Source organism: Rhodococcus sp. USK10 (assembly GCF_019378875.1).
Lineage (GTDB): Bacteria > Actinomycetota > Actinomycetes > Mycobacteriales > Mycobacteriaceae > Rhodococcus_F > Rhodococcus_F pseudokoreensis.
The window spans coordinates 7,906,830-7,927,335 of record NZ_CP076048.1 but is presented as its reverse complement, the minus strand read 5'-3'; the positions used below and the strand labels follow the sequence as shown (position 1 = coordinate 7,927,335).

Here is a 20,506-nt window from a genome sequence, read left to right as displayed (position 1 = left end):
CCGCGTCCGGGTCAGGCCGCGGCGCGGACGACGCCCGCGACCTGCTGCGCGGACAATTCGCCGAGCCGGACGTAACCACCCCGCAGCAGGCGGGACAGTTCCGCGGCCAGCCCGAGCCGGACCATCCCGGTCTCGCAGTCGACGACGACCGACGCAACCGCGCTGTCGGCGAGCAGGCCCGCGGCCACCTTCGCCCGGTGCAGTGCATCCTTGCCGCCGGTCGCCCGACCGTCGGTCAGCGCGACGACGAGGGCGCGGCGCTGCGGGTCGCGGAGCCGTTCCCGCAGCACGACCTCGCGTGCGCGCAGAAACCCTTCTGCGAGTGGCGATTTGCCGCCCGTCTTCATTCCCTGCAGGCGGCGGACGGCGATGTCGACCGACGAGGTGGGTGGCAGGACGAGTTCCGCGGCACGCCCGCGGACCGTGATCACCGCCACCTTGTCGCGGCGCTGGTAGGCGTCGCGGAGCAGTGAGACGACGGCGCCGGTCACGGCCGACAACCGGTCACGGGCCGCCATCGACCCGGAGGCGTCCACGACGAACACCACGAGGTTGCCCTCGCGGCCTTCGCGGATCGCTCCGCGCAGATCGACGGAATCGAGGATCATCCGCCCGGCGGTCCGGCCGCGGGCCACCTGCTGCCCGGCGGCGGCGAAGAGCGTGCCCACCAGGTGGAGTCCGTGCCCCTGCTCGGCGGTCGAGCGCACCGCGCGGCCGCGGGACGAGCGGGAACGGGAACGCCTGCCGGGCGCGCCCTCGCCGACTCCGGGTACCTCGAGAAGCTTGGTGGTGAACTGGGTGCCGGTCGGCCCGGCCGGGCGCTCCGGGGGTGCCGGTGCGCCGCCTCCGGGCCCGTCGGGATCGTCGGGTCCCTCGGGGTCGGTGTCCGTGCCGTCCGCCGCGGACGGCGGGCTGGGCGGGGATCCGGATTCCTGCTCAGGGTGTTCCCCGGCGCCGGACCGCGCGTCCTCGTCGGCCTGCCTGAGCGCATCGTCGAGTTGCTGTTCGTCGAGGCCGGGTTCGTCGAACGGATCCCGTCGGCGACGGTGCGGCAGGGTCAGTTCGGCGGCCACCCGCACGTCCTCCGCCTCGACGGCCCCGGCGCCCCGCCACGCGGCGTGCGCAGTCGCGGTGCGCGCGAGGACGAGATCGGCGCGCATGCCGTCCACATCGAACGACGCACAGAGAGAAGCGATTCGGCGCAGCTCGACGTCGTCGAGCACGACGGCGTCGAGCCTGTCGCGGGCCTCGAGGATGGCGGCGGCGAGGACGGCGTCCTGCTCGGCGTAGCGTTCGACGAACCCTGCGGGATCACGCTCGAAGTCCAGACGCCGCCGGACCACCTCCATTCGCACGTCCACCTCCCGCGACGCGGCGACGTCGACGGCCAGCCCGAACCGGTCGAGGAGCTGCGGCCGGAGTTCGCCCTCCTCGGGATTCATCGTGCCGACCATGACGAACCGGGCGGCGTGCGAATGCGAGATGCCGTCCCGTTCGACGTGGACGCGGCCCATCGCCGCGGCGTCGAGGAGCACGTCGACCAGATGGTCGTGCAGGAGATTGACCTCGTCGACGTAGAGCACACCCTGATGGGCAGCAGACAGCAGACCGGGTTGGAACGCGCGCTCACCGTCGCGCAGAACCTTCTCGAGATCGAGGGAACCGACGACGCGGTCTTCCGTGGCCCCGACCGGCAATTCGATCAGCCGCGCCGGGCGGGTGCCGTTCTCGTCCTGCACCGCGGGCAACAGGGCGGTGAGAGCGCGGACCACCGTCGACTTGGCCGTCCCCTTCTCACCGCGGACGAGAACGCCGCCGATACCAGGGTGGACCGCGCAGAGGACGAGGGCCAGCCGCAACCGGTCCTGGCCGACCACCGCACTGAACGGAAATCCCCACGAAAAGTCGGGTCGAACCTGGTCCACTTCACGATCCGTACGCACGCTGCATCCCTTCACGTCCCGGTTTCCTCGCCGAGAGCTTTGGCCGGTACGAACGCCGCGGCAATCTGGCTGGGAGACCGGATCGGCAACCAGGGTGGTGGCAGCCGGTCAGAGATCCGTCACAGTGGCGGGACCGCGCCTGATTCGAGCAGGACTTCCCCGCGGACATTCACCTGACGACCCTAGTCGGCGCTTACTTCCCCGCGCTCGACGGGGCCGCCTCCGCCACCTCGTACGCCGCGCCACCGCCGGCACCGCCGCCGCGACGCATGGGGACGTGCGGGATGCCGTCCTCGACGAATTCTTCGCCGTCCGGCCGGAAACCGTGCTTGGCGTACATGTCCACCAGGTACGTCTGCGCGTTGATGCGGCACGGCGCGTCGCCGACCTCGGCGAGCGCGGCGCGCAGCAGACGCGTGGTGTGTCCCTGACCGCGCGCCGGCCGCGCCGTGCACAGCCGGCCGATGCGGAACGACTTGTTGCCGTCGGCGTGCTCCTCGAGGAGGCGGAGAGTGCAGACCACCTGACCGTCCTGCTCCAGCCAGAAGTGGCGTGTCTCGGCCAGCAGGTCCCGGCCGTCGAGTTCCGGGTACGGGCACGCCTGCTCGACGACGAAGACCTCTACGCGGAGCTGGAGCAACTCGTAGAGCGTCTTGTTGTCGAGATCGAGTGCCCACGAACGCTTGAGTGCTGCAGTTGCCGTCATGACAGGCAACTATCGCACAGCACTCGCGAGTGCGCGCGCCCGTGGACCCGGGCCGAGCGGTCGGTCAGACCGCGACCGACGCGTCCTCGACCTTGCTGGTGTCGAGCTGGAGCACCTTCGACGTCCAGTCCCACACCTGCGAGAACAGGCCGGTGTCGTCGGAGAGCTTGACACCCAGCGAGGGCACCATTTCCTGGAGCTTCGGCTTCCACGACTCGTATTGCGTCGGGAAGCAGCGCTGCAGCACGTCGAGCATGGCGGGCACTGCGGTGGACGCACCGGGCGACGCACCGAGCAGGCCTGCGATGCTGCCGTCGCCGGCGTTGACGACGGCGGTTCCGAATTCGAGGACGCCGCCCTTGCCCTTGGCCCGGCGGATGACCTGGACGCGCTGGCCGGCGGTGATCAGCTCCCAGTCCTTTCCGAGCGCCTTCGGGACGAACTCCCGGAGGGTCTCGATGCGGCCGGCCTCGGACATCGCGAGCTCACTGATCAGGTACTTGACGAGGCCGAGTTCGCTGACGCCGACGCCGAGCATCGACAGCAGGTTGTTCGGCTTGACCGAGCTGGGCAGGTCGGTGACGCGGCCCTGCTTGAGGAACTTGGGCGACCAGCCGGCGTACGGACCGAACAGCAGTCCGGGCTTGTTGCCGATCACGCGGGTGTCGAGGTGCGGAACCGACATGGGGGGCGCACCGACGGCGGCCTTGCCGTAGACCTTGGCGCGGTGCTGGTCGATGAGCTCCGGGTTGGTGCAGCGCAGGAACGCGCCGCTGACGGGGAACCCACCGAAGCCCTTGGCCTCCTCGATGCCGGACTTCTGCAGCAGGTGCAGTGCACCGCCGCCTGCACCGACGAACACGAACTTGGCGCGCACGACCTTCTTCGCACCGTTGCGGCGGTTGGTGACCTTGACCACCCAGCTGCCGTCGGACTGCTTGGTGAGGTCGGTGACCTCGTGCCCGAAGTGGACGACGCCGCCGGACGCGCCGACGTAGCCGAGGAGCTGCTTGGTGAGGGCGCCGAAGTCGACGTCGGTGCCGTCCTGGGTCCAATTGAGGGCGATCGGATCGCTGAAGTCTCGGCCCTTCGCCATCAACGGCAGCCGGCGGGTGAACTCGTCGGGGGCGTCGATGTATTCCATGCCCGCGAACAGGGGGTGGCCGGCGAGGGCGTCGTAGCGGGCCCGCAGGTACTTCGCGTTGGCCTCGCCGTGCACGAAGCTCACGTGCGGAATGGGGTTGATGAACTCCTTGGGCTGCGTCAGCACACCGCTCTCGACGCCGTGCGCCCAGAACTGCCGCGACACCTGGAACTGCTCGTTCACGTTGACGGCCTTCGTGATGTCCACGCTGCCGTCGGCGTTCTGCGGGGTGTAATTGAGCTCACACAGTGCGGAGTGCCCGGTACCCGCGTTGTTCCACGGGTCGCTGCTCTCGGCGGCTACTGCGTCGAGCCGCTCGAATGTGGTGATCGACCAATCAGGCTGCACCTGACGCAGGATCGCTCCCAGCGTCGCGCTCATGATGCCCGCGCCAACCAGCACTACATCCGTTTTCGTCTCTACCGCATTCTGATCTGACACTGGAGTATCGACTTCCTTGTCCATAGCCGTACGCGCATACGCCTGCCGTGTTCGCCGGATAGGTTACCCGCGCGTATGAGCGAAAATCACCTGCCCCAATTGTGCGCCTCCCCGCACGCCCGAAACGCACATTAGATTGTGATCTGTGACTACTTGGGCTCCCGACGTTCTCGGCGACGGTTATCAACAACTGACCATCCCTCTCGGCACCGACCCCGACGGGGAGGGCGAGGTGAAGGCGACACTGATCCGCTACCAGCCCGCGCAGGAGACGAAGAAGACCGGCCGCGCCGTGCTCTACGTCCACGGATTCACCGATTACTTCTTCCAGAAGCACCTGGCCGAGCACTTCGCCGAACAGGGTTACGCGTTCTTCGCACTCGATCTGCGCAAGTGCGGGCGCTCGCTCGAACCGGGGCAGACGCCGCACTTCGTCTCCGATCTGAGCCTGTACGACGCCGAACTGGACGAGGCGTTGCGCCAGGTCCGGGAACAGACCGCGGACGGGGAGGTTCTGCTGGTCGCGCATTCGACGGGCGGCCTGGTGCTGCCGCTGTGGCTGCACCGCCTGCAACGCAAGGCGGGCGGCACCGCCGCGCTCGGCATCAGCGGAGTCATCCTCAACAGCCCGTGGTTCGATCTGCAGGGGCCGTCGTACCTGCGGAACGTGGGGACGGTGGCCGTCGACGCGGTCGGGCGGGTCAAGCGCAAGTCGATCATCCCGAAGACCGGCCTCGACACGTACGGCGTGAGCCTGCACGTGGAGGGCAACGGCATCTGGAATTACAACCTCGACTGGAAGCCGCTGAGCGGTTTCCCCGTCACGTTCGGGTGGCTGCGCGCGGTGCGCCGCGGGCACGCGCAGTTGCACCGGGGACTCGACATCGGCGTTCCCGCCCTGATCCTGCGTTCCAAGGCGTCGTATTTCGCGCCGCGGTACGACCCCCGGGTCGACACCGCCGACGCCGTCCTCGACGTCCGGCAGATCGCACGCTGGGCGGGGTGCCTCGGCGACCGCACCACGATCGTGCCGATCGCGGGTGCCCGGCACGACGTGTTCCTGTCCGCCGACCAGCCCCGCGCCGAGGCGTTCGCCGAGGTGGACCTGTGGCTCGAGTGGCTGCACGGCCACAACGCGGCGGAGGCGAACCGGTGACACATTTCGATCTGGCGATCATCGGTTCGGGGTCCGGCAACTCGCTGCCCGACGAACGGTTCGCGGACATGAAGGTCGCGATCCTGGAAGAGGGCACGTACGGCGGAACGTGCCTGAACGTGGGCTGCATCCCGACGAAGATGTTCGTCTACGCCGCGGAGGTGGCCCGCACGGTCACCGGTTCCGCCAAGTACGGCGTCGACGCGCAACTCGAGGGTGTGCGCTGGCCCGACATCGTCAAACGGGTCTTCGGCCGCATCGACCCGATCTCGGCCGGCGGGGAACGCTACCGCGCCGAGGACAGCCCGAACACGACGCTGTTCCGCGGGCACGCGACATTCGTGGGTCCGCGGACCCTCGACACCGGAACCGGAGAGGTGATCACGGCCGATCAGGTGGTGATCGCCGCGGGATCTCGGCCGATCATTCCCGACGTCGTCCGCGAATCGGGTGTGCCGTTCTACACGAACAACGACATCATGAGGCTGCCGGAACTGCCCGAGCGGATGGTGATCATCGGCGCGGGATTCATCGCCGCCGAGTTCGCGCACGTGTTCTCCGCGCTGGGCACCCGGGTGTCGCTGATCGCGCGCAGTCCGCGCCTGCTGCGCCACCTCGACGAGGACGTCTCCCGCCGGTTCACGGATCTCGCCGAGCAGAAATGGGACGTGCACCGCGGGCACGCCGTGACGGCCGTGCGCCGGGACGGTGACGGCGTCGCCGTCGAACTCGAGGACGGCACCGTCGTCTCGGGCGACGTTCTCCTGGTGGCCACCGGGCGGCAGTCGAACGGGGACGCCATCGGGGCCGCCGCCGGCGGCATCGACCTCGACGACGAGGGACGCGTCGTGGTCGACGACTTCCAACGGACCAGTGCCGAAAGTGTTTTCGCGCTCGGCGACGTCTCCTCGCCGTACCAGCTCAAGCATGTCGCCAACCACGAGGCCCGGGTCGTTCAGCACAATCTGCTGCAGGACGCGTGGAAGGACACGTCGGGGCTGCGCGCCTCGGACCACCGGTTCGTTCCCGCCGCCGTGTTCACCGACCCGCAGATCGCGCACGTCGGGCTGACCGAGGCCGAGGCCCGGGAGGCCGGCTGGGACGTCACGGTGAAGGTGCAGGCGTACGGCGACGTCGCGTACGGGTGGGCGATGGAGGACGACGAGGGGCTCTGCAAGGTCGTCGCCGAACGGGGCACTGGGCGTCTGCTGGGGGCCCACGTGATCGGCGCCCAGGCGCCGACGGTGATCCAGCCGCTGATCCAGGCGATGAGCTTCGGGTTGACGGCGCAGCAGGTGGCGCGGGGACAGTACTGGATTCACCCGGCGATGCCCGAGGTGGTCGAGAACGCTCTCCTCGGCCTCGACGTGCCGTTCGAGTGACGGTCGCCAGATCCGTCTCGTTGTTCGCCGTCGCGGCGCTGTTCGAGATCGGCGGCGCGTGGCTGGTGTCGCAGGGCGTCCGCGAGCACCGGGGCTGGATCTGGATCGGCGCCGGTGTCGCGGCGCTCGGAGCGTACGGGTTCGTCGCGACGATGCAGCCGGACGCCGACTTCGGCCGCATCCTCGCCGCCTACGGCGGGGTGTTCGTCGCGGGCTCGCTGATCTGGGGCATGGTGGCCGACGGTTTCCGCCCGGATCGCTGGGATGTCTCGGGCGCCCTCATCTGCCTGCTGGGCATGGCCGTCATCATGTACGCCCCACGCTGAGCCCGGCCGGGCTCGGCGTGGGGCCGCACCGGGTCTACCAGGGACTGGTGCGGAGCACGATCTCGGTCGCGAGTTCCGCCGCCGCGGCCGCCGGGACGTTGCTGACGCCATCGAGTTGGACGACGCGGAAGTCGGAGTAGACGAAGCGTCCGCTGGCGTCCGCCTCGGCGCGCCGGTCGGGGTCCCCGACCATCACGGTCGTGGGGAGTTCGACCGCAGGACAGTCGGATCCGCGCACCGCACCCGCGGCGTCGGGAGCCGCCGGATGCCCCCGGTCGGCGACGACGAGGCTCGCGAAGCGCCCGAATTGACGCGCCGCCAGCGACCAGGCCAGTTCGGCCCCTTCCCGGCTGCCGACGAGGTTGACCCACCCGACCTTCAGCTCGTCGAGCAGGCCCATGACCGCTGTTTCGTCGAGACCGGTGATGTCCTCGGGCACGATCGTGCGCAGATCCGAATTGTGCAGGCGCTCGCAGACGCCGTCGTAGACATCCGGCCCGTCGCCGGCCCCCGGTAGCAGGAGAACGGTGTGTTTGCTCTCCGGTCCGTCGATCCGGACCGTGCAGTTTCCATTTCCCACCGCCACGTGCGTCAGTTCCATGAGCTAAAAACTACGCGATCGGGGACCTCTTGCGCTCGGACCGCCCTAGTTCTATGGTTCATTACATGAGTAATGAACCGATCAACCGACGAGGCGGGCGTCGATGATCGACAACGGCAGACCGCTGTTCCAGCAGATCGCAGAACTCATCGAGAACTCGATCATCGACGGCAGCCTTCCCGAAGAAGGTCAGGTGCCGTCCACCAACGAGCTCGCCGCGTTCCACCGGATCAACCCGGCGACCGCAGCCAAGGGCCTGAATCAGCTCGTCGCCGACGGGATCCTCTACAAGAAGCGGGGAATCGGGATGTTCGTCACGTCCGGCGCCCGGGACGCGCTGCGCTTCAGGCGACGCGAGCGGTTCGCGCGCCAGTTCATCGATCCGCTCGTCACCGAGGCGGACAAACTCGGCGTCAGCATCGCCGAGCTCAAGACCATGCTCGACCAATGGGAGGGAGCACGATGATCGGCACGATATCCGACACGAAGACCATCGCCTCGGCGCGGGGCCTCGGCAAGCGATTCGGCGACTTCGCCGCACTCGACGCGATCGATTTCTCGTTGCAGGAGAAGAAGATCTACGGCCTCCTCGGCCGCAATGGCGCGGGCAAGACCACGCTCATGCAGATCCTGACCGGCCAGGAGTTCCCGACCTCGGGTGCGGTCGAGGTCTTCGGGCAGGCACCGCACGAGAATGCCCGGGTGCTCACCGACGTCTGCTTCGTCAAGGAGAGCCAGAAGTACCCGGACGACTTCAAGGTGCGGCACGTCCTCGCGAGCGCGCGGCACCTGCTCCCCCACTGGAACGAGGAACTCGCACAGACGCTGATGGAGGATTTCGACCTTCCGTCGTGCCGCAAGGTGAAGAAACTCTCGCGGGGCATGACCTCCGCGCTCGGAGTGACGGTCGGCCTGGCCTCCCGCGCACCGCTCACCCTGTTCGACGAGCCGTATCTCGGTCTCGACGCCGTCGCACGGCATCTCTTCTACGACCGGTTGCTCGCCGACTACGCCGCACACCCGCGCACGGTCGTGCTGTCCACGCACCTCATCGACGAGGTCAGCGACCTGATCGAACACGTGATCCTGATCGACAAGGGACGGATCGTCCTCGACGAGGACGCCGACGCACTCCGCGGGGGCGCCGTCGTCGTCTCCGGCCTTGCGTCGCTCGTGGCCGCATTCACCTCGAACAAGACCGTGCTGCACCGGGAATCGCTCGGCAGTCACGAACGGGCGACGGTACAGACCTCCCTGACGGACACCGAACGAGACCGGGCGGTCGACGAGGGCCTGCAGTTCGAACCCCTCAGCCTTCAACAACTCGTGGTCCGCAGCACCACCGCCGCCGGCACCACCACCCGCCAGGAGGAAGCACGATGACGAACCGGGTCCTGACCGTCTCCCGCATCCACACCGTCGCCTGGCCCCTGCTCGTCGCGTGGCCGCTGGGCGTCCTCGTCGGATCGTTCACGATCGGTGCCGCCATCTTCGCGATGGTCGGCGACACCGGCAGCGACATCAATTTCAGCGGCGGCGTCTTCTCCCTGTTCGGGTTCGCGCTCGCGTTCTACCTGCAGGCCATGACGCAGACGTTCCCGTTCGCACTGGGAATGAGCGTCACCCGGCGCGACTACTTCGCAGCCACCCTGCTGGTCGCCGCCGTCCAGGTTCTCGTGTTCGGGGTGCTGCTCTACTGTCTGTCGCTGATCGAGGTGGCCACCGGCGGATGGGGCGTCGGGATGCGGATGTTCGCGATACCCGTCTATTTCACGTCCGCACCGGTGATCCAGCTCGCGACGTACTTCGCCTTCCTGTCGCTGACCGCGGCGGCGGGACTGTTCCTGGGCGCACTGCATCACCGGTGGCGGGTGGTGGGCCTGTTCACGCTCGGCGTCGGCACTCTCCTCGCCGCAGGCGCCGCCGCATTCGTGATCACGTGGCAGAAGTGGTGGCCGGACATCGGCCACTGGTTCGCCGACGTGCCCCGATCGGTGCCGATGGTGTGGCTGCCCGCGCTGGCCGCCGCGGCGGGCATCCTCGCCGCGTGGACGGTCGTCCGCCGCGCGACGGCCTAACGCAGCAGGGTCGACGCGATGGTCGGCAGCCCGGTCGGGGCGCCCGCCCCGAGCAGCGCCTCGAGGGCGTGCAGATCGAGATTCTGCTCCACCAGGTCCGCCAGCAGATCGAGTTGAGCGGTCCGGATCGCGGCGACGTCCGTGTCCGGGGCGGTGACGAAACCGGTTCTCCCCGCGTGCTCGGCCACGTCGTCCAGCAGAAGCCGGCGGAAGCGGTCCGTCTCGAGAAGACCGTGCCAGTGTGTGCCGTACACGGCGCCGCGGATACTGCCTTCCGCGGCGCCGCTGCTCGCGTGGAGCAGCGGCGGATCGCCGTTGCGGCGCACCCGCCCGTGATGGATCTCGTACCCGGACACCGGAACTCCGTGGGCGTCGCCGCGGACCTGGGCGAGCACCTTGTCCGGGGCGAACTCCACCTCGAGGTCGAGCAGGCCCAGTCCGGGCACCGCACCCCGGCCGGATTCGACGTCGTCGACGATGACGGACCCGAGCATCTGGTAGCCGCCGCAGACACCGAGAACCGGGCCGCCGCGTTTCGCATGCACGGTGATCGCATCCGCGATGCCGGTGCGGCGCAACCACTCCAGATCCGACACGGTCGACTTGCTGCCGGGCAGCACGATCAGGTCGGCGTCCTCGAGCCGCGACGGATCGGTGACCCAGCGCACCGACACCCCCGGTTCGCACGCGAGCGCCTCGACGTCCGTCGAATTGGAGATGCGGGGAAGGCGGATCGCCGCCACGCGCAACCAGTCGTCGCCGACCGGCGGCGCCGGACGCCCGACCGGCGCGTCGCCCACCACACCCAGTGAATCCTCCGCGTCGAGCCACAGGTCCTCGGCGAACGGAATCACCCCGAATGTCGGGCGACCCGTCATCGCCGTCAACTGCTGCAGACCCGGCGCCAGCAACGACACGTCGCCGCGGAACTTGTTGATCACGAAACCCGCGATCAGCGCCTGGTCCTCTGGTGCGAGGACCGCCACCGTGCCGAACAGGTGAGCCAGCACCCCACCGCGGTCGATGTCGCCGACGACGAGCACCGGCAGGTCCGCCGCGCGCGCGAGCCCCATGTTCGCGAGGTCCGTGGCCCGCAGGTTGATCTCGGCGGGAGACCCTGCCCCCTCACACAGCACGACGTCGTAGTCGGCGCGCAGCGATTCCAGTTCCTCGGCCACCACCGCGCGCAGGTGCTGCCGGTGCTCGATGTAGTCGCGGGCCCCGACCGTCGTGACGGCACGCCCGCGCACCACCAGTTGCGACGTGCGGTCGCTGCCCGGTTTCAGCAGCACCGGGTTGAAGCGGACGCTCGGCTCGAGCCCGCAGGCCGCGGCCTGCAGGGCCTGCGCTCGGCCGATCTCGCCGCCGTCCAGCGTGACGACGGAGTTGTTCGACATGTTCTGCGCCTTGAACGGCGCCACCCGGACACCCCGCCGCGCCAGCATCCGGCACAGTCCGGCCACGAGCACACTCTTGCCCGCGTCGGACGTGGTGCCGGCGACGAGCAGGGCGCCCCTCCACCGGCTCTCGCTCAAGGCAGGGTGAGGATCTCGTTGCCGGTCTCGGTGACCACGATGGTGTGCTCGAACTGGGCCGTCCACTTGCGGTCCTTGGTGACCACGGTCCAGTCGTCGTCCCACATGTCCCAGCCGATGTCACCGAGGTTGATCATCGGTTCGATCGTGAACACCATGCCGGGTTCGATGACCGTGTCCACGGAGGGCTCGTCGTAGTGGAGGATGACGAGGCCGTTGTGGAACGTGGTGCCGATGCCGTGCCCGGTGAAGTCGCGGACCACGCCGTATCCGAAGCGGTGCGCGTACGACTCGATGACGCGGCCGACGACGTTGAGCGCGCGGCCCGGCTTGACGGCCTTGATGGCACGCATCGTCGCCTCGTGGGTCCGCTCCACCAGCAACCGGTTCTCCTCGGCGACGTCGCCGGCGAGGAACGTGGCGTTGGTGTCTCCGTGCACGCCGCCGATGTAGGCGGTGACGTCGATGTTGACGATGTCACCGTCCTGGATCACCGTCGAGTCGGGGATGCCGTGGCAGATCACCTCGTTCAGCGACGTGCAGCACGACTTGGGGAATCCCTTGTAGCCGAGCGTCGACGGATAGGCGCCGTGATCGATCATGTACTCGTGCGCGATGCGGTCGAGTTCGTCGGTCGTGACACCCGGCGCCACCGCCTTACCGGCCTCCTGCAGGGCCTGCGCGGCGATCTTGCTCGCCACCCGCATGGCCTCGATTGTCTCCGGGGTCTGGACCCACGGCTCGTTGCCTTCCTTCGCCGTGGGCTTCCACGCGTACTCAGGACGCTCGATCCCCGCCGGTACGGCGAGGACGGGAGACACGGTTCCGGGGCTCAGTGCTGTGCGGACAGACATGGCTACCAGGTTAGACCCGCACCTGGCCGGGGCGCCCCGGGACCCGCCGCGCTGACGCACCCGTGCGCCTTTCCGGTAGGGCGGGTTCAACCGGAAAGGCGCACGAGCGGCGGAGCCGCCTACCGCTGGCGGAGCAGGTACCGCTGCACCTTGCCGCTGGGGGTCTTCGGCAGGCCCGGGACGAAGTGCACAGTGCGCGGGTAGGCGTGCGCGGCGAACTTCTTCTTCACCAGGGTCTGCAGTTCGACCTCGAGTTCACCGGTTCCGTCGATGCCGTCGCGCAGGACGACGAATGCCTCGAGCACCTCACCGCGCAGTTCGTCGGGCATCCCGACGACCGCCGCCTCGACGACGTGGTCGTGCATGACGAGCACGCTCTCGACGTCGAACGGCCCGATCCGGTAGCCGGCCATGATGATCACGTCGTCGTCGCGGGCGGAGAAGAAGTAGAAGCCGTCCTCGTCGGTCTGCCCGGCGTCGCCGGTGAGGTACCAGCGACCGTCGGCGGTGAACCGCTGCGCGGTCTTCTCCGGTGCGTCGACGTAGCCGGTGAACCACATCAGCGGGCTGTTATGAGTGTCGATGGCGACCCGCCCCGGGGTGCGCGGCGCGGCAACGGCGTCGGAATCGTCCGCGAGGACGGCACACGCCCACCCCGGCAGCGGCTTGCCCATGGACCCCTCGCGCACCTCGTCCTGCAGCCCGTCGGCCCAGGCGTTGGCGATGAACATGCCGTGTTCGGTCTGGCCGTAGTGGTCGCGGACGAACACGTTCAGGTTGGCCTCGGCCCACGAGATCACGTCGGGGGTGAGGGGTTCACCTGCCGACGACGCGCGCCGCAGCGTCACGGTCTCGGGAATCGGCGTGGGGTCGGCGCGCAGGCTGCGGTAGACGGTGGGCGCGGCGGCGAAGTTGGTGACGCCGAACCGCTCCATCACCTGCCAGGTGAGGGGTGCGGAGAACCCGGCGTGCAGCAGAATGCTGCGGGTGCCCGCGGCGAGCGGCCCGAGCAGCGCGTAGTAGAGGCCATACGCCCAGCCGGGGTCGGCGGCGTTCCAGAACACGTCGTCCTTGCGGACGTCGAGGCCGAACTCCTGGTAGGCGTGGAACGACGCGAGTGCCCGCAGGGGCACCGGCACACCCTTCGGGGTCCCGGTCGTGCCACTGGTGAACAACTGGACGAGGGGTCCCGCGCCGCCGACCGTGACGGCCGCGCCCTTCGCGTCCGCCGCGTCGCGCGACTCCACGAGCGTCGCGAAATCGAGAGCGCCGGAGCCGCCACCCACGACGACGACCTGCCACGACGCGTCCGCGGGAATGTCTTCCCCGGGGGCCAGCTTCTCGACCTGATTGGCGTCGGAGACGACGACCTTCGCGCCGCTGGCACCGAGCCGGAACGCGATCGCCGGCGGCGCGAACGCGGTGAACAGGGGGACGTGGACGGCGCCCCGGCGCCAGATCCCGAGCAGTGCGACCACCAGTTCCGCCGACTTGCCCATCAGCGTCGCGACGTGATCCCCCGGCTGCACCCCGAGGTCCGCCAGTGCGGCGGCGAACCGCGACGACTGCTCGCGCAGGTAGCCGTAGGTGAGGTCCGTCGACGACAGGTCGGATTCGACGACGGTGAACGCCACGTCGTCGGCGGGGTGTCGATCACACAACAGTTCCGCGGCGGACGCCGTCGGCGTGTCGTACTGGTCCAGCAGTTCACGCACGCGCGCGGCGGGATCGGTGGTCATGCGGTACTCCTCGTGTTCTCATGGCCAGGTAAAGAGGTCGGGCCGTCGCCCGAACCCACTACGGTTATGATCTAGCTCACAGACCGCTGTGACTACCCCCGGAAAGGGGTGACGACTTGGTTGCTCGAGCACCGTCGCTGCTGCGCCCTCGGGACGGGGACGCACTGCGTGGTGAGCTGCGCGCCATCGCAGCTCACGGCGTTGCGCCGGTCCTGTTCGGCGGCGAGGTCCAGGACGACACCCTCCACCTCAGCGAGTTCGTCGGCACCCGCACCAACAACCTCAAGGGGCTCGCCATCCCTGCGCGTTCCGGACTGGGCGGTCGCGTGGTCGTCCAGCGCTCACCCGCGTCGGTCCACGACTACGGCAGAGCCTCGACCATCACGCATCACTACGACCGGCCCGTTCTCAGCGAGGGACTCCGGTCCATCCTGGCGGTGCCCGTCATGGTGCAGGGCAGTTCGCGTGCGGTGCTGTACGCCGCCATCCGCGATTGCGCGCCGATCGGCGACCGCACCGCGGACATCGTCGTCGCCGCGTCGCGGCGCCTCGGTACGGAGATCGCCATCCGGGACGAGGTCGACCGCCGCCTCGAGATGATGACGACACTCGAGGGCAACGGCGCAGGCGGCGCCACCACCGAGGAACTCCGGGACATCCACGCGGAACTGCGGAGTGTCGCGCAGACCGTCACCGACACCTCGCTGCAGGCCCGCCTCCGCGGGCTGTCGCAGCGACTGGCCGGGATCCTGCGCCCGGACGCCGGTGGCGCCGACGAGGACCCGGGCGTCCACCTCACGCCGCGTGAGATCGACGTCCTGTCCCACGTCGCCCTGGGATGCACCAACGGTGAAGCCGCACAGCGACTCTCGGTCGGACCGGAGACGGTGAAGAGCTACCTGCGCAGCGCCATGAGCAAACTCGACGCACGGTCGCGGCACGAGGCGGTGGTCACCGCACGCAGGCTCGGGCTGCTCCCCTAGCGAACGCGTCTCCTCGAACGAGGGACGCTGGCGGTAGTGAAAGGCGGTGGATCATGGGATCGACAGCGGACGCCACGAATTCGGGCACACCGGGTTCGAATTCACCCGAACAGCCGAGCCTCAAACGGGTCATGGGCCCGGGGCTGCTCCTGTTGTTCATCGTCGGCGACATCCTCGGCACCGGCATCTACGCGCTCACCGGCAAGGTGGCCAATCAGGTCGGGGGCGCGGTGTGGCTGCCGTTCCTGGTGGCGTTCCTCGTCGCGATCATCACGGCGTTCAGCTACCTGGAGTTGGTCACGAAATACCCGAAGGCCGCCGGCGCCGCGCTGTACACGCACAAGGCGTTCGGGGTGCATTTCCTCACGTACATGGTCGCGTTCGCCGTGATGTGCTCGGGAATCACGTCCGCCTCGACGGCGTCGCGGGCGTTCGCGGCCAATTTCGTCGAGGCGTTCCATCTCGACTTCTCCACCGGAATCGGCATCACCCTGCTCGGTCTCGGATTCATGACGCTGGTGGGTCTCGTCAACTTCCGCGGAGTCAGCGAGAGCGTCAAGACCAACGTCGTGCTCACCTGCGTCGAGTTGTCCGGACTCCTGATCATCATCATGATCGGGTTGTGGGCACTCGGCGTCGGCGACGGCGACTTCTCGCGGGTCACCACGTTCGACACCGGCGACCGATCGGCACTCGGCGCGGTCGTCGCCGGGACCGCCCTCGCGTTCTTCGCGATGGTCGGGTTCGAGGACTCGGTCAACATGGCCGAGGAATGCAAGGAACCGAGCCGCATCTTCCCGAAGGTCCTGCTGACCGGTCTCATCATCACCGGCTGCATCTACGTTTTCGTGTCGATCACCGCGATCGCGCTGGTGCCGGTGAGCGAACTCGGCGAGGGCGACACTCCGCTCCTGAAGGTCGTTCAGGCCGGCGCGCCCGCCTTTCCGATCGGGATCTTCGCGTTCATCACCATGTTCGCCGTCGCCAACACGGCGCTGATCAACATGCTGATGGCGAGCCGGTTGCTGTACGGCATGAGCCGGGAGGGCGTCCTGCCGCCCCCGCTCGGCCGCGTGCACTCCACCAGGCGCACCCCGTACGTGGCGATCGTCTTCACGACGCTCCTCGCGTTCGGCCTCATCACGTTCGTCGGTGAGGTCCCCGAACTGGGCGGCACGACGGCGCTGCTGCTGCTGGGCGTGTTCACCATCGTCAACGTCACCGTGCTCGTCCTGCGCAGGCAACCGGTGGAGCACAAGCATTTCCGGGTACCGACCATCCTGCCGATCATCGGCGCCCTCACATGCGGCTTCCTCGTCACTCCTTTCGCCGACCGCCCCGCGGTGCAGTACCAGATCGCGGGCATCCTCCTCGGAATCGGTGTCGTGCTGTGGGCCGGGACCGTCGTCGTGAACAAGAGGCTCGGCAAGGGCGGGCCCGAGATCGACCCCGAGAAACTCGCCGAGCACGAGTGACCCGCCGGTCCGCCGCTCAGTGGAGCGAGAGGAACAGTTCGACCGACCCGTCCGGATGATGCACCTCCAGATCCTCGGTGAAAGCGCGTTCGATCCGGCCGCGCGCCGCCGCGTAGTCGGCGACGCTCCACGTCTCGGCCAGCGCGTCCGGTTCCGATTCGTCCTCGCACCGGAATCGGGCGAAGTAGCCGGACCGTACGCCGACCAGGACGTCGCCGGGCTCCATCTTGTCGGTCGAATCGCACGGGTATCCGACCACGACCGTGAACGTGCGCGGCGGCGGGGATGCCGCGTAGACGACGAAGATCTCGGAGATCCCCCGATCCCTGATCCGCTCCACGGTGAAGTCGACGAGTTCCCGGCCCTGCCCGGGACGTCCGGGTCTTCCTTCGGGGATGGTCAGGCCCACGAACGATTCGGCCTGCCTCTTGACGATCTCGATCATCACTTCTCACCTGTTGCCTTCGACGGTCCGGCGGACTCGTCCACGCGGATAGGGATGTACAGGTCGACGGCGTAGGCGTGCGGATACGCCTCGAGGTCGCCGGTGTACGTCCGCTCGATGTCGCCTTGCGCCTCCGCCTCGCTGACCTGCGCCCACAGCCGCAACATGACGTCCGGGAACATGCCCCGCGAGGAGAACTTCGCGTACGTGCCGGGCGGGATCCGCGAAATGACGTGGCCCCGCGTGGCGTCGTCCACCGTCGCGCACTCGTACCCGACGATCTGGGTGTAATACGACTCGACGTCGGGCGCGAAGTCGATGTAGGTGGACGCGAGCGGCCCGCCGACCTCGTGGTGGAGCACCCTCGTCCAGGCGCGGTCGAGACGAGGGTCGCTCAGCTGTCCCAACGCCCGCCGGGGGCTGCGCACGGGCAGCCCGGCTACGAGGGTTTCGCCGCGCTCGATGATCTCGAATGACATGTCAGATCGCGTCCTCGAGCACGTGTGCGTCGCGAACGCCGACGCAGGGCACCCCTCGAGCCCGCGCCAGCTGCATCGCCATCGCATCGGATGGCGAACAGAGTCCGTCCAGAACGTCCTCGGTCGCGATCGCGCAGACGACGTCACCCTCACATTCGGTGATCGATTCGACTCCACGGTCGGAAGCCCACTGCCGCAACGCAACCCACCGCGTCAGCTCAGTGCCGGCGCCCGGGCGCCCGACGAACAACACCCGCCGGGTGCGGTTCGCTGTCTCCACGCAATTCACTTCTGCACTGATGGTCATCGTCCGACTTCCTGTCCACGTTGGCTTTTCGATCCCGGCTGTGCGGGTTCTTCCGTCTGCACCCAACTATGGACGGCGCCGACGAGGAAGTCTGTCCGCCGATCAGCCCCCGAACAGGATGAATTCCGCGTCCCCCGATCGGTGGACAGTGACCGTGGTCAGTACCCCTCGGGCAGGGCGGCGAACATGTCGCGGGTGACGGCGACGGCGTTGTCGGAACTGCCGCCGCGCACCACCAGCGTCGCGAACGCCAGGTCGCCGCGGTATCCGACGAACCAGGCGTGCGAGCCGCCCTCGACCTCGGCCTCACCGGTCTTGCCGTACACCTCGCCCTGATCTTCGATCCGCTCGGCGGTACCGCTCGTCACCACGAGGCGCATCATGCCGCGCAGCCCGTCGACCATCTCCGGGCTGATCGGCGGATGCTCCCCGTCGATCTTGGTTTCCCGACCCGCGATCAACCGCGGCACCGGCGTCGTACCGTGCGCGATGGTCGCCGCGGCCAACGCCATCCCGAACGGACTGACCACCACCTTGCCCTGACCGAACCCGTCCTCGGTCCGCTGCACCAGGTCGTCGGCGGGCGGCACCGAACCCGAGTCGGTGGGCAGGCCGACCACGTCGTAGTCGGGCCCGATTCCGTACTGCGATGCCGCGACCGTCAGTGCGTCGGGCCGCATCTCGCTGGCGAGTTTCGCGAACGACGTGTTGCACGAACGGGCGAACGCCGTCGCCATGGGCACGGTGCCGAGCGCGAATTCGTTGTAGTTCGGGACGCTGCGCTCACCGATCTCGATGCGTCCGGGACACGGCACCATCGTGTCGGGTGTCGCGATGCCCGAGGAGATCGCGGCGCCTGCGGTGATGATCTTGAACGTCGAACCGGGCGGATACAGGCCGGTGAGCGCAACCGGCCCGTCCTTGTCCGCCGCCTTGTTCTGCGCGACGGCCAGCACGTCGCCGGTCGACGGCTGGATGACGACCATCATGGTCTGGTCGGTGCGGGCATTGACGGCGTTCTGCGCGGCGATCTGGATGGGACGGTCCAGGCTGATCGAGAACGACGGGGAGGTCTGCGGCGCCGTCTCGGTGAGCACGTCCGTGTCCACCCCGTTCTGGTTGACCGTGACCACGCTCCAACCGGCCTTGCCGTCGACTTCGTCGATCACGGTCTTCTTGACCTGACCGACCAGATCCGGTGCGAAATTCCGGTCGGTCGCGACGAGGTCCGCCTCGTCGGACACGCTCACCCCGGGAATGGCACCGAGCACACCGGCGACCTGTTCGTAATCGTCCGACCGCAACCGGGTGACGAGGTAGTCGCCCTTGACCGCCGTCGCCGATTCGGCGATCGACTGCGCGGTGAGCGTGTTGTCGAACGTGACGAGCGCCGACGCGAGGGACTGGGCGCTGCCGATCACGTTGCCCGACTGCGCCGCATCGAACTTCACGCGGTACACCACGCCGGGGACGAGGACGTCCGAACCGGAATGCTCGTTGACCCGCGCCCGGGGGGCTGCGGTGGAACGCAGCGACATCGTCTGCCGGTCCCCCAGCCGGGGATGGACGTTCGTGGAACTCCACCGCACGGCCCAGTCGCCGCCGCGCCGCCCCATCTGCAGTTCACCCGAATACGCCCAGACCCGGTTCTTCGGCAGATGCCATTCGTACGTGTACCCGACGGTGGCCGTGTCACCGCTGACGTCGACGTCCGTCGTCCGGGCGTCGAGCGACTCGGCCTGCAGCGACGTCCACGCGGACTCGAGGGCCTGGCGGGCCACGTCCGGGCGATCCGACAGGTCGGCGGCCTGCTCCGAATCCTGCTCGGCGAACGCCGTCAGAAACGCCTGCGCCGCCGGTTCCGGACCGTCCGGTCTCGGCGTGCACGCGGCGAGACCCACCGTCAGCACAGCGGCGCCGCAGAGGGCGATCGCCTGGACGACGCGGGAGCGAGAGTGTGGCCGCAGATTCATCGCCGCCCATGCTATGTCGGCGGACACCGCCGACACGGTAGGCGGGCCAGCGCGTCAGTCCAGGAGAATTGTGGCGAACGTCGCGACCTGCCTGAAGCCGATGCGTGCGTACGCGCTCCGGGCCACCGTGTTGAAACTGTTGACGTAGAGACTGGCGATGCGGCCCTCCGCGATGACGGCCTCCGCGACCGTCGCGGTGCCCGCCGCGCCGAACCCGTGCCCGCGGTACATCGGGTGCACCCAGACGCCCTGGATCTGCCCGACCCGCGCGGACACCGAACCGACCTCGGCCTTGAACACCACCTGATCGTCCTCGAATCTCGCCCACGCCCGGCCTGCGGCGATGAGATTGGCGACGCGGCGCCGGTATCCTCGACCGCCGTCGTTGGCGCGGGGGTCGATGCCGACCTCCTCGATGAACATCGCGACCGCGGCAGGCAGGTACTGCTCGAGTTCGTGCATCCGCACCTGCCGGACCAACGGATCCGGGCGGCATTGCGGCGTACTCGCCAGCGCCAGCAGCGGCTGATCGGGCCGGACCTCGCGGGCAGGCCCCCAATCCAGCTCGAGCATCTCCCACAACGGCAACGTCAACTCGGCCCGCCCGACCAGCGACGAGCACATGCGCGGCGTGCGACAGGCGCGGTCGGCGAACGCCCGCATGTCGTCGATGCTGCCGCGCAGCGGCACGAAATTCGCACCGGAGAAGCACAACGATTCGAGCGGCCCGCCCCGACTCCACAACTCTCCGTGGATCATCCGGGGATCGATACCGCCCTCTTCTACGCGAGCGGCAACCATGCAGGCGGCGACAGGATCGGCGTCGAGAACGCGGAGCACGTGTGCTGCGTCCCGACTGCTCAACTGTTTGGCACCGAGGAGCTTGAGCATCTACCCAACCTTGTCAGCTAGTGGACCTGCCCACCAGATTGCCACGAA

20 protein-coding genes are annotated in these 20,506 nt (G+C 68.6%); 8 read left to right on the top strand and 12 right to left on the bottom strand.

What is annotated here, in order from left to right; genetic code table 11:
• Positions 1-11 precede the first annotated feature (11 nt).
• The 3 genes from I1A62_RS43230 to mqo form a co-directional block, all read right to left on the bottom strand.
• On the bottom strand, positions 12-1,925 hold the full coding sequence (locus I1A62_RS43230) for a magnesium chelatase subunit D family protein (RefSeq protein WP_219458122.1): 1,914 nt from the start codon (positions 1,923-1,925) through the stop codon (positions 12-14).
• Positions 1,926-2,136: 211 nt separating this feature from the next.
• A complete protein-coding gene (locus I1A62_RS43225; RefSeq protein ID WP_219458121.1) occupies positions 2,137-2,649 on the bottom strand; it encodes a GNAT family N-acetyltransferase in 513 nt (170 codons plus the stop codon).
• 64 nt (positions 2,650-2,713) lie between these two features.
• Positions 2,714-4,258 (bottom strand): malate dehydrogenase (quinone), encoded by a 1,545-nt coding sequence (gene mqo, locus I1A62_RS43220; RefSeq protein WP_124392810.1) that lies wholly within the window; start codon positions 4,256-4,258, stop codon positions 2,714-2,716.
• Between the two features lie 121 nt (positions 4,259-4,379).
• Here mqo and I1A62_RS43215 point away from each other — a divergent pair, with 121 nt between their 5' ends.
• The 3 genes from I1A62_RS43215 to I1A62_RS43205 are packed head-to-tail and all read left to right on the top strand — an operon-like array spanning position 4,380 to position 7,098.
• Entirely contained in the window at positions 4,380-5,390 is a 1,011-nt protein-coding gene (locus I1A62_RS43215) for an alpha/beta hydrolase (protein WP_087555705.1), read from the top strand.
• Positions 5,387-6,772 (top strand): mycothione reductase, encoded by a 1,386-nt coding sequence (gene mtr, locus I1A62_RS43210; RefSeq protein WP_219458120.1) that lies wholly within the window; start codon positions 5,387-5,389, stop codon positions 6,770-6,772. Before I1A62_RS43215 ends, mtr begins: the two co-directional genes overlap by 4 nt.
• Positions 6,769-7,098, top strand: a complete 330-nt coding sequence (locus I1A62_RS43205; protein WP_219458119.1) for a YnfA family protein — start codon at positions 6,769-6,771, stop codon at positions 7,096-7,098. Before mtr ends, I1A62_RS43205 begins: the two co-directional genes overlap by 4 nt.
• 34 nt (positions 7,099-7,132) lie before the next feature.
• Here I1A62_RS43205 and I1A62_RS43200 read toward each other — a convergent pair whose 3' ends face one another.
• Complete coding sequence (locus I1A62_RS43200; RefSeq protein ID WP_087555702.1) at positions 7,133-7,699, bottom strand: alpha/beta fold hydrolase; 567 nt, start codon at positions 7,697-7,699, stop codon at positions 7,133-7,135.
• Positions 7,700-7,802: 103 nt separating this feature from the next.
• Between I1A62_RS43200 and I1A62_RS43195 the strand changes: the two genes are divergently transcribed.
• The 3 genes from I1A62_RS43195 to I1A62_RS43185 are packed head-to-tail and all read left to right on the top strand — an operon-like array spanning position 7,803 to position 9,777.
• Entirely contained in the window at positions 7,803-8,165 is a 363-nt protein-coding gene (locus I1A62_RS43195; protein ID WP_219458118.1) for a GntR family transcriptional regulator, read from the top strand.
• Entirely contained in the window at positions 8,162-9,082 is a 921-nt protein-coding gene (locus tag I1A62_RS43190; protein ID WP_219458117.1) for an ABC transporter ATP-binding protein, read from the top strand. The genes I1A62_RS43195 and I1A62_RS43190 overlap by 4 nt, the downstream gene beginning before the upstream one ends.
• Positions 9,079-9,777, top strand: a complete 699-nt coding sequence (locus tag I1A62_RS43185) for an ABC transporter permease (RefSeq protein WP_219458116.1) — start codon at positions 9,079-9,081, stop codon at positions 9,775-9,777. Before I1A62_RS43190 ends, I1A62_RS43185 begins: the two co-directional genes overlap by 4 nt.
• Here I1A62_RS43185 and I1A62_RS43180 read toward each other — a convergent pair.
• From I1A62_RS43180 to I1A62_RS43170, 3 genes are all read right to left on the bottom strand, one after another.
• Positions 9,774-11,312, bottom strand: coding sequence for a cobyric acid synthase (locus I1A62_RS43180; protein WP_219458115.1), 1,539 nt, complete (start codon positions 11,310-11,312; stop codon positions 9,774-9,776). The genes I1A62_RS43185 and I1A62_RS43180 overlap by 4 nt on opposite strands.
• Positions 11,309-12,166, bottom strand: a complete 858-nt coding sequence (gene map, locus I1A62_RS43175) for a type I methionyl aminopeptidase (protein WP_072937841.1) — start codon at positions 12,164-12,166, stop codon at positions 11,309-11,311. The genes I1A62_RS43180 and map overlap by 4 nt, the downstream gene beginning before the upstream one ends.
• Before the next feature lie 119 nt (positions 12,167-12,285).
• Positions 12,286-13,905 (bottom strand): AMP-binding protein, encoded by a 1,620-nt coding sequence (locus I1A62_RS43170; protein ID WP_219458114.1) that lies wholly within the window; start codon positions 13,903-13,905, stop codon positions 12,286-12,288.
• 116 nt (positions 13,906-14,021) lie between these two features.
• Between I1A62_RS43170 and I1A62_RS43165 the strand changes: the two genes are divergently transcribed.
• Both I1A62_RS43165 and I1A62_RS43160 read left to right on the top strand, forming a co-directional pair.
• Entirely contained in the window at positions 14,022-14,888 is an 867-nt protein-coding gene (locus I1A62_RS43165) for a LuxR C-terminal-related transcriptional regulator (protein ID WP_124392802.1), read from the top strand.
• A 53-nt stretch (positions 14,889-14,941) separates the two neighbouring features.
• The gene (locus I1A62_RS43160; RefSeq protein WP_124392801.1) at positions 14,942-16,363 is read left to right on the top strand and encodes an APC family permease; all 1,422 of its coding nucleotides are present in this window, start codon (positions 14,942-14,944) and stop codon (positions 16,361-16,363) included.
• A 16-nt stretch (positions 16,364-16,379) separates the two neighbouring features.
• Here I1A62_RS43160 and I1A62_RS43155 read toward each other — a convergent pair whose 3' ends face one another.
• The 5 genes from I1A62_RS43155 to I1A62_RS43135 all read right to left on the bottom strand — a co-directional run bounded on the left by I1A62_RS43155 (position 16,380) and on the right by I1A62_RS43135 (position 20,458).
• On the bottom strand, positions 16,380-16,808 hold the full coding sequence (locus I1A62_RS43155; protein WP_219458113.1) for a GyrI-like domain-containing protein: 429 nt from the start codon (positions 16,806-16,808) through the stop codon (positions 16,380-16,382).
• Positions 16,808-17,287 carry a GyrI-like domain-containing protein gene (locus tag I1A62_RS43150; RefSeq protein WP_219458112.1) on the bottom strand — a complete coding sequence of 160 codons (480 nt, stop codon included), beginning with the start codon at positions 17,285-17,287 and terminating at the stop codon, positions 16,808-16,810. The genes I1A62_RS43155 and I1A62_RS43150 overlap by 1 nt, the downstream gene beginning before the upstream one ends.
• A gap of 1 nt (position 17,288) precedes the next feature.
• Positions 17,289-17,594, bottom strand: a complete 306-nt coding sequence (locus I1A62_RS43145) for a hypothetical protein (RefSeq protein WP_072937830.1) — start codon at positions 17,592-17,594, stop codon at positions 17,289-17,291.
• A gap of 158 nt (positions 17,595-17,752) precedes the next feature.
• Positions 17,753-19,567 carry a penicillin-binding transpeptidase domain-containing protein gene (locus I1A62_RS43140; protein WP_219461730.1) on the bottom strand — a complete coding sequence of 605 codons (1,815 nt, stop codon included), beginning with the start codon at positions 19,565-19,567 and terminating at the stop codon, positions 17,753-17,755.
• A 54-nt stretch (positions 19,568-19,621) separates the two neighbouring features.
• Positions 19,622-20,458, bottom strand: coding sequence for a GNAT family N-acetyltransferase (locus tag I1A62_RS43135; RefSeq protein WP_015890310.1), 837 nt, complete (start codon positions 20,456-20,458; stop codon positions 19,622-19,624).
• Positions 20,459-20,506 lie beyond the last annotated feature (48 nt).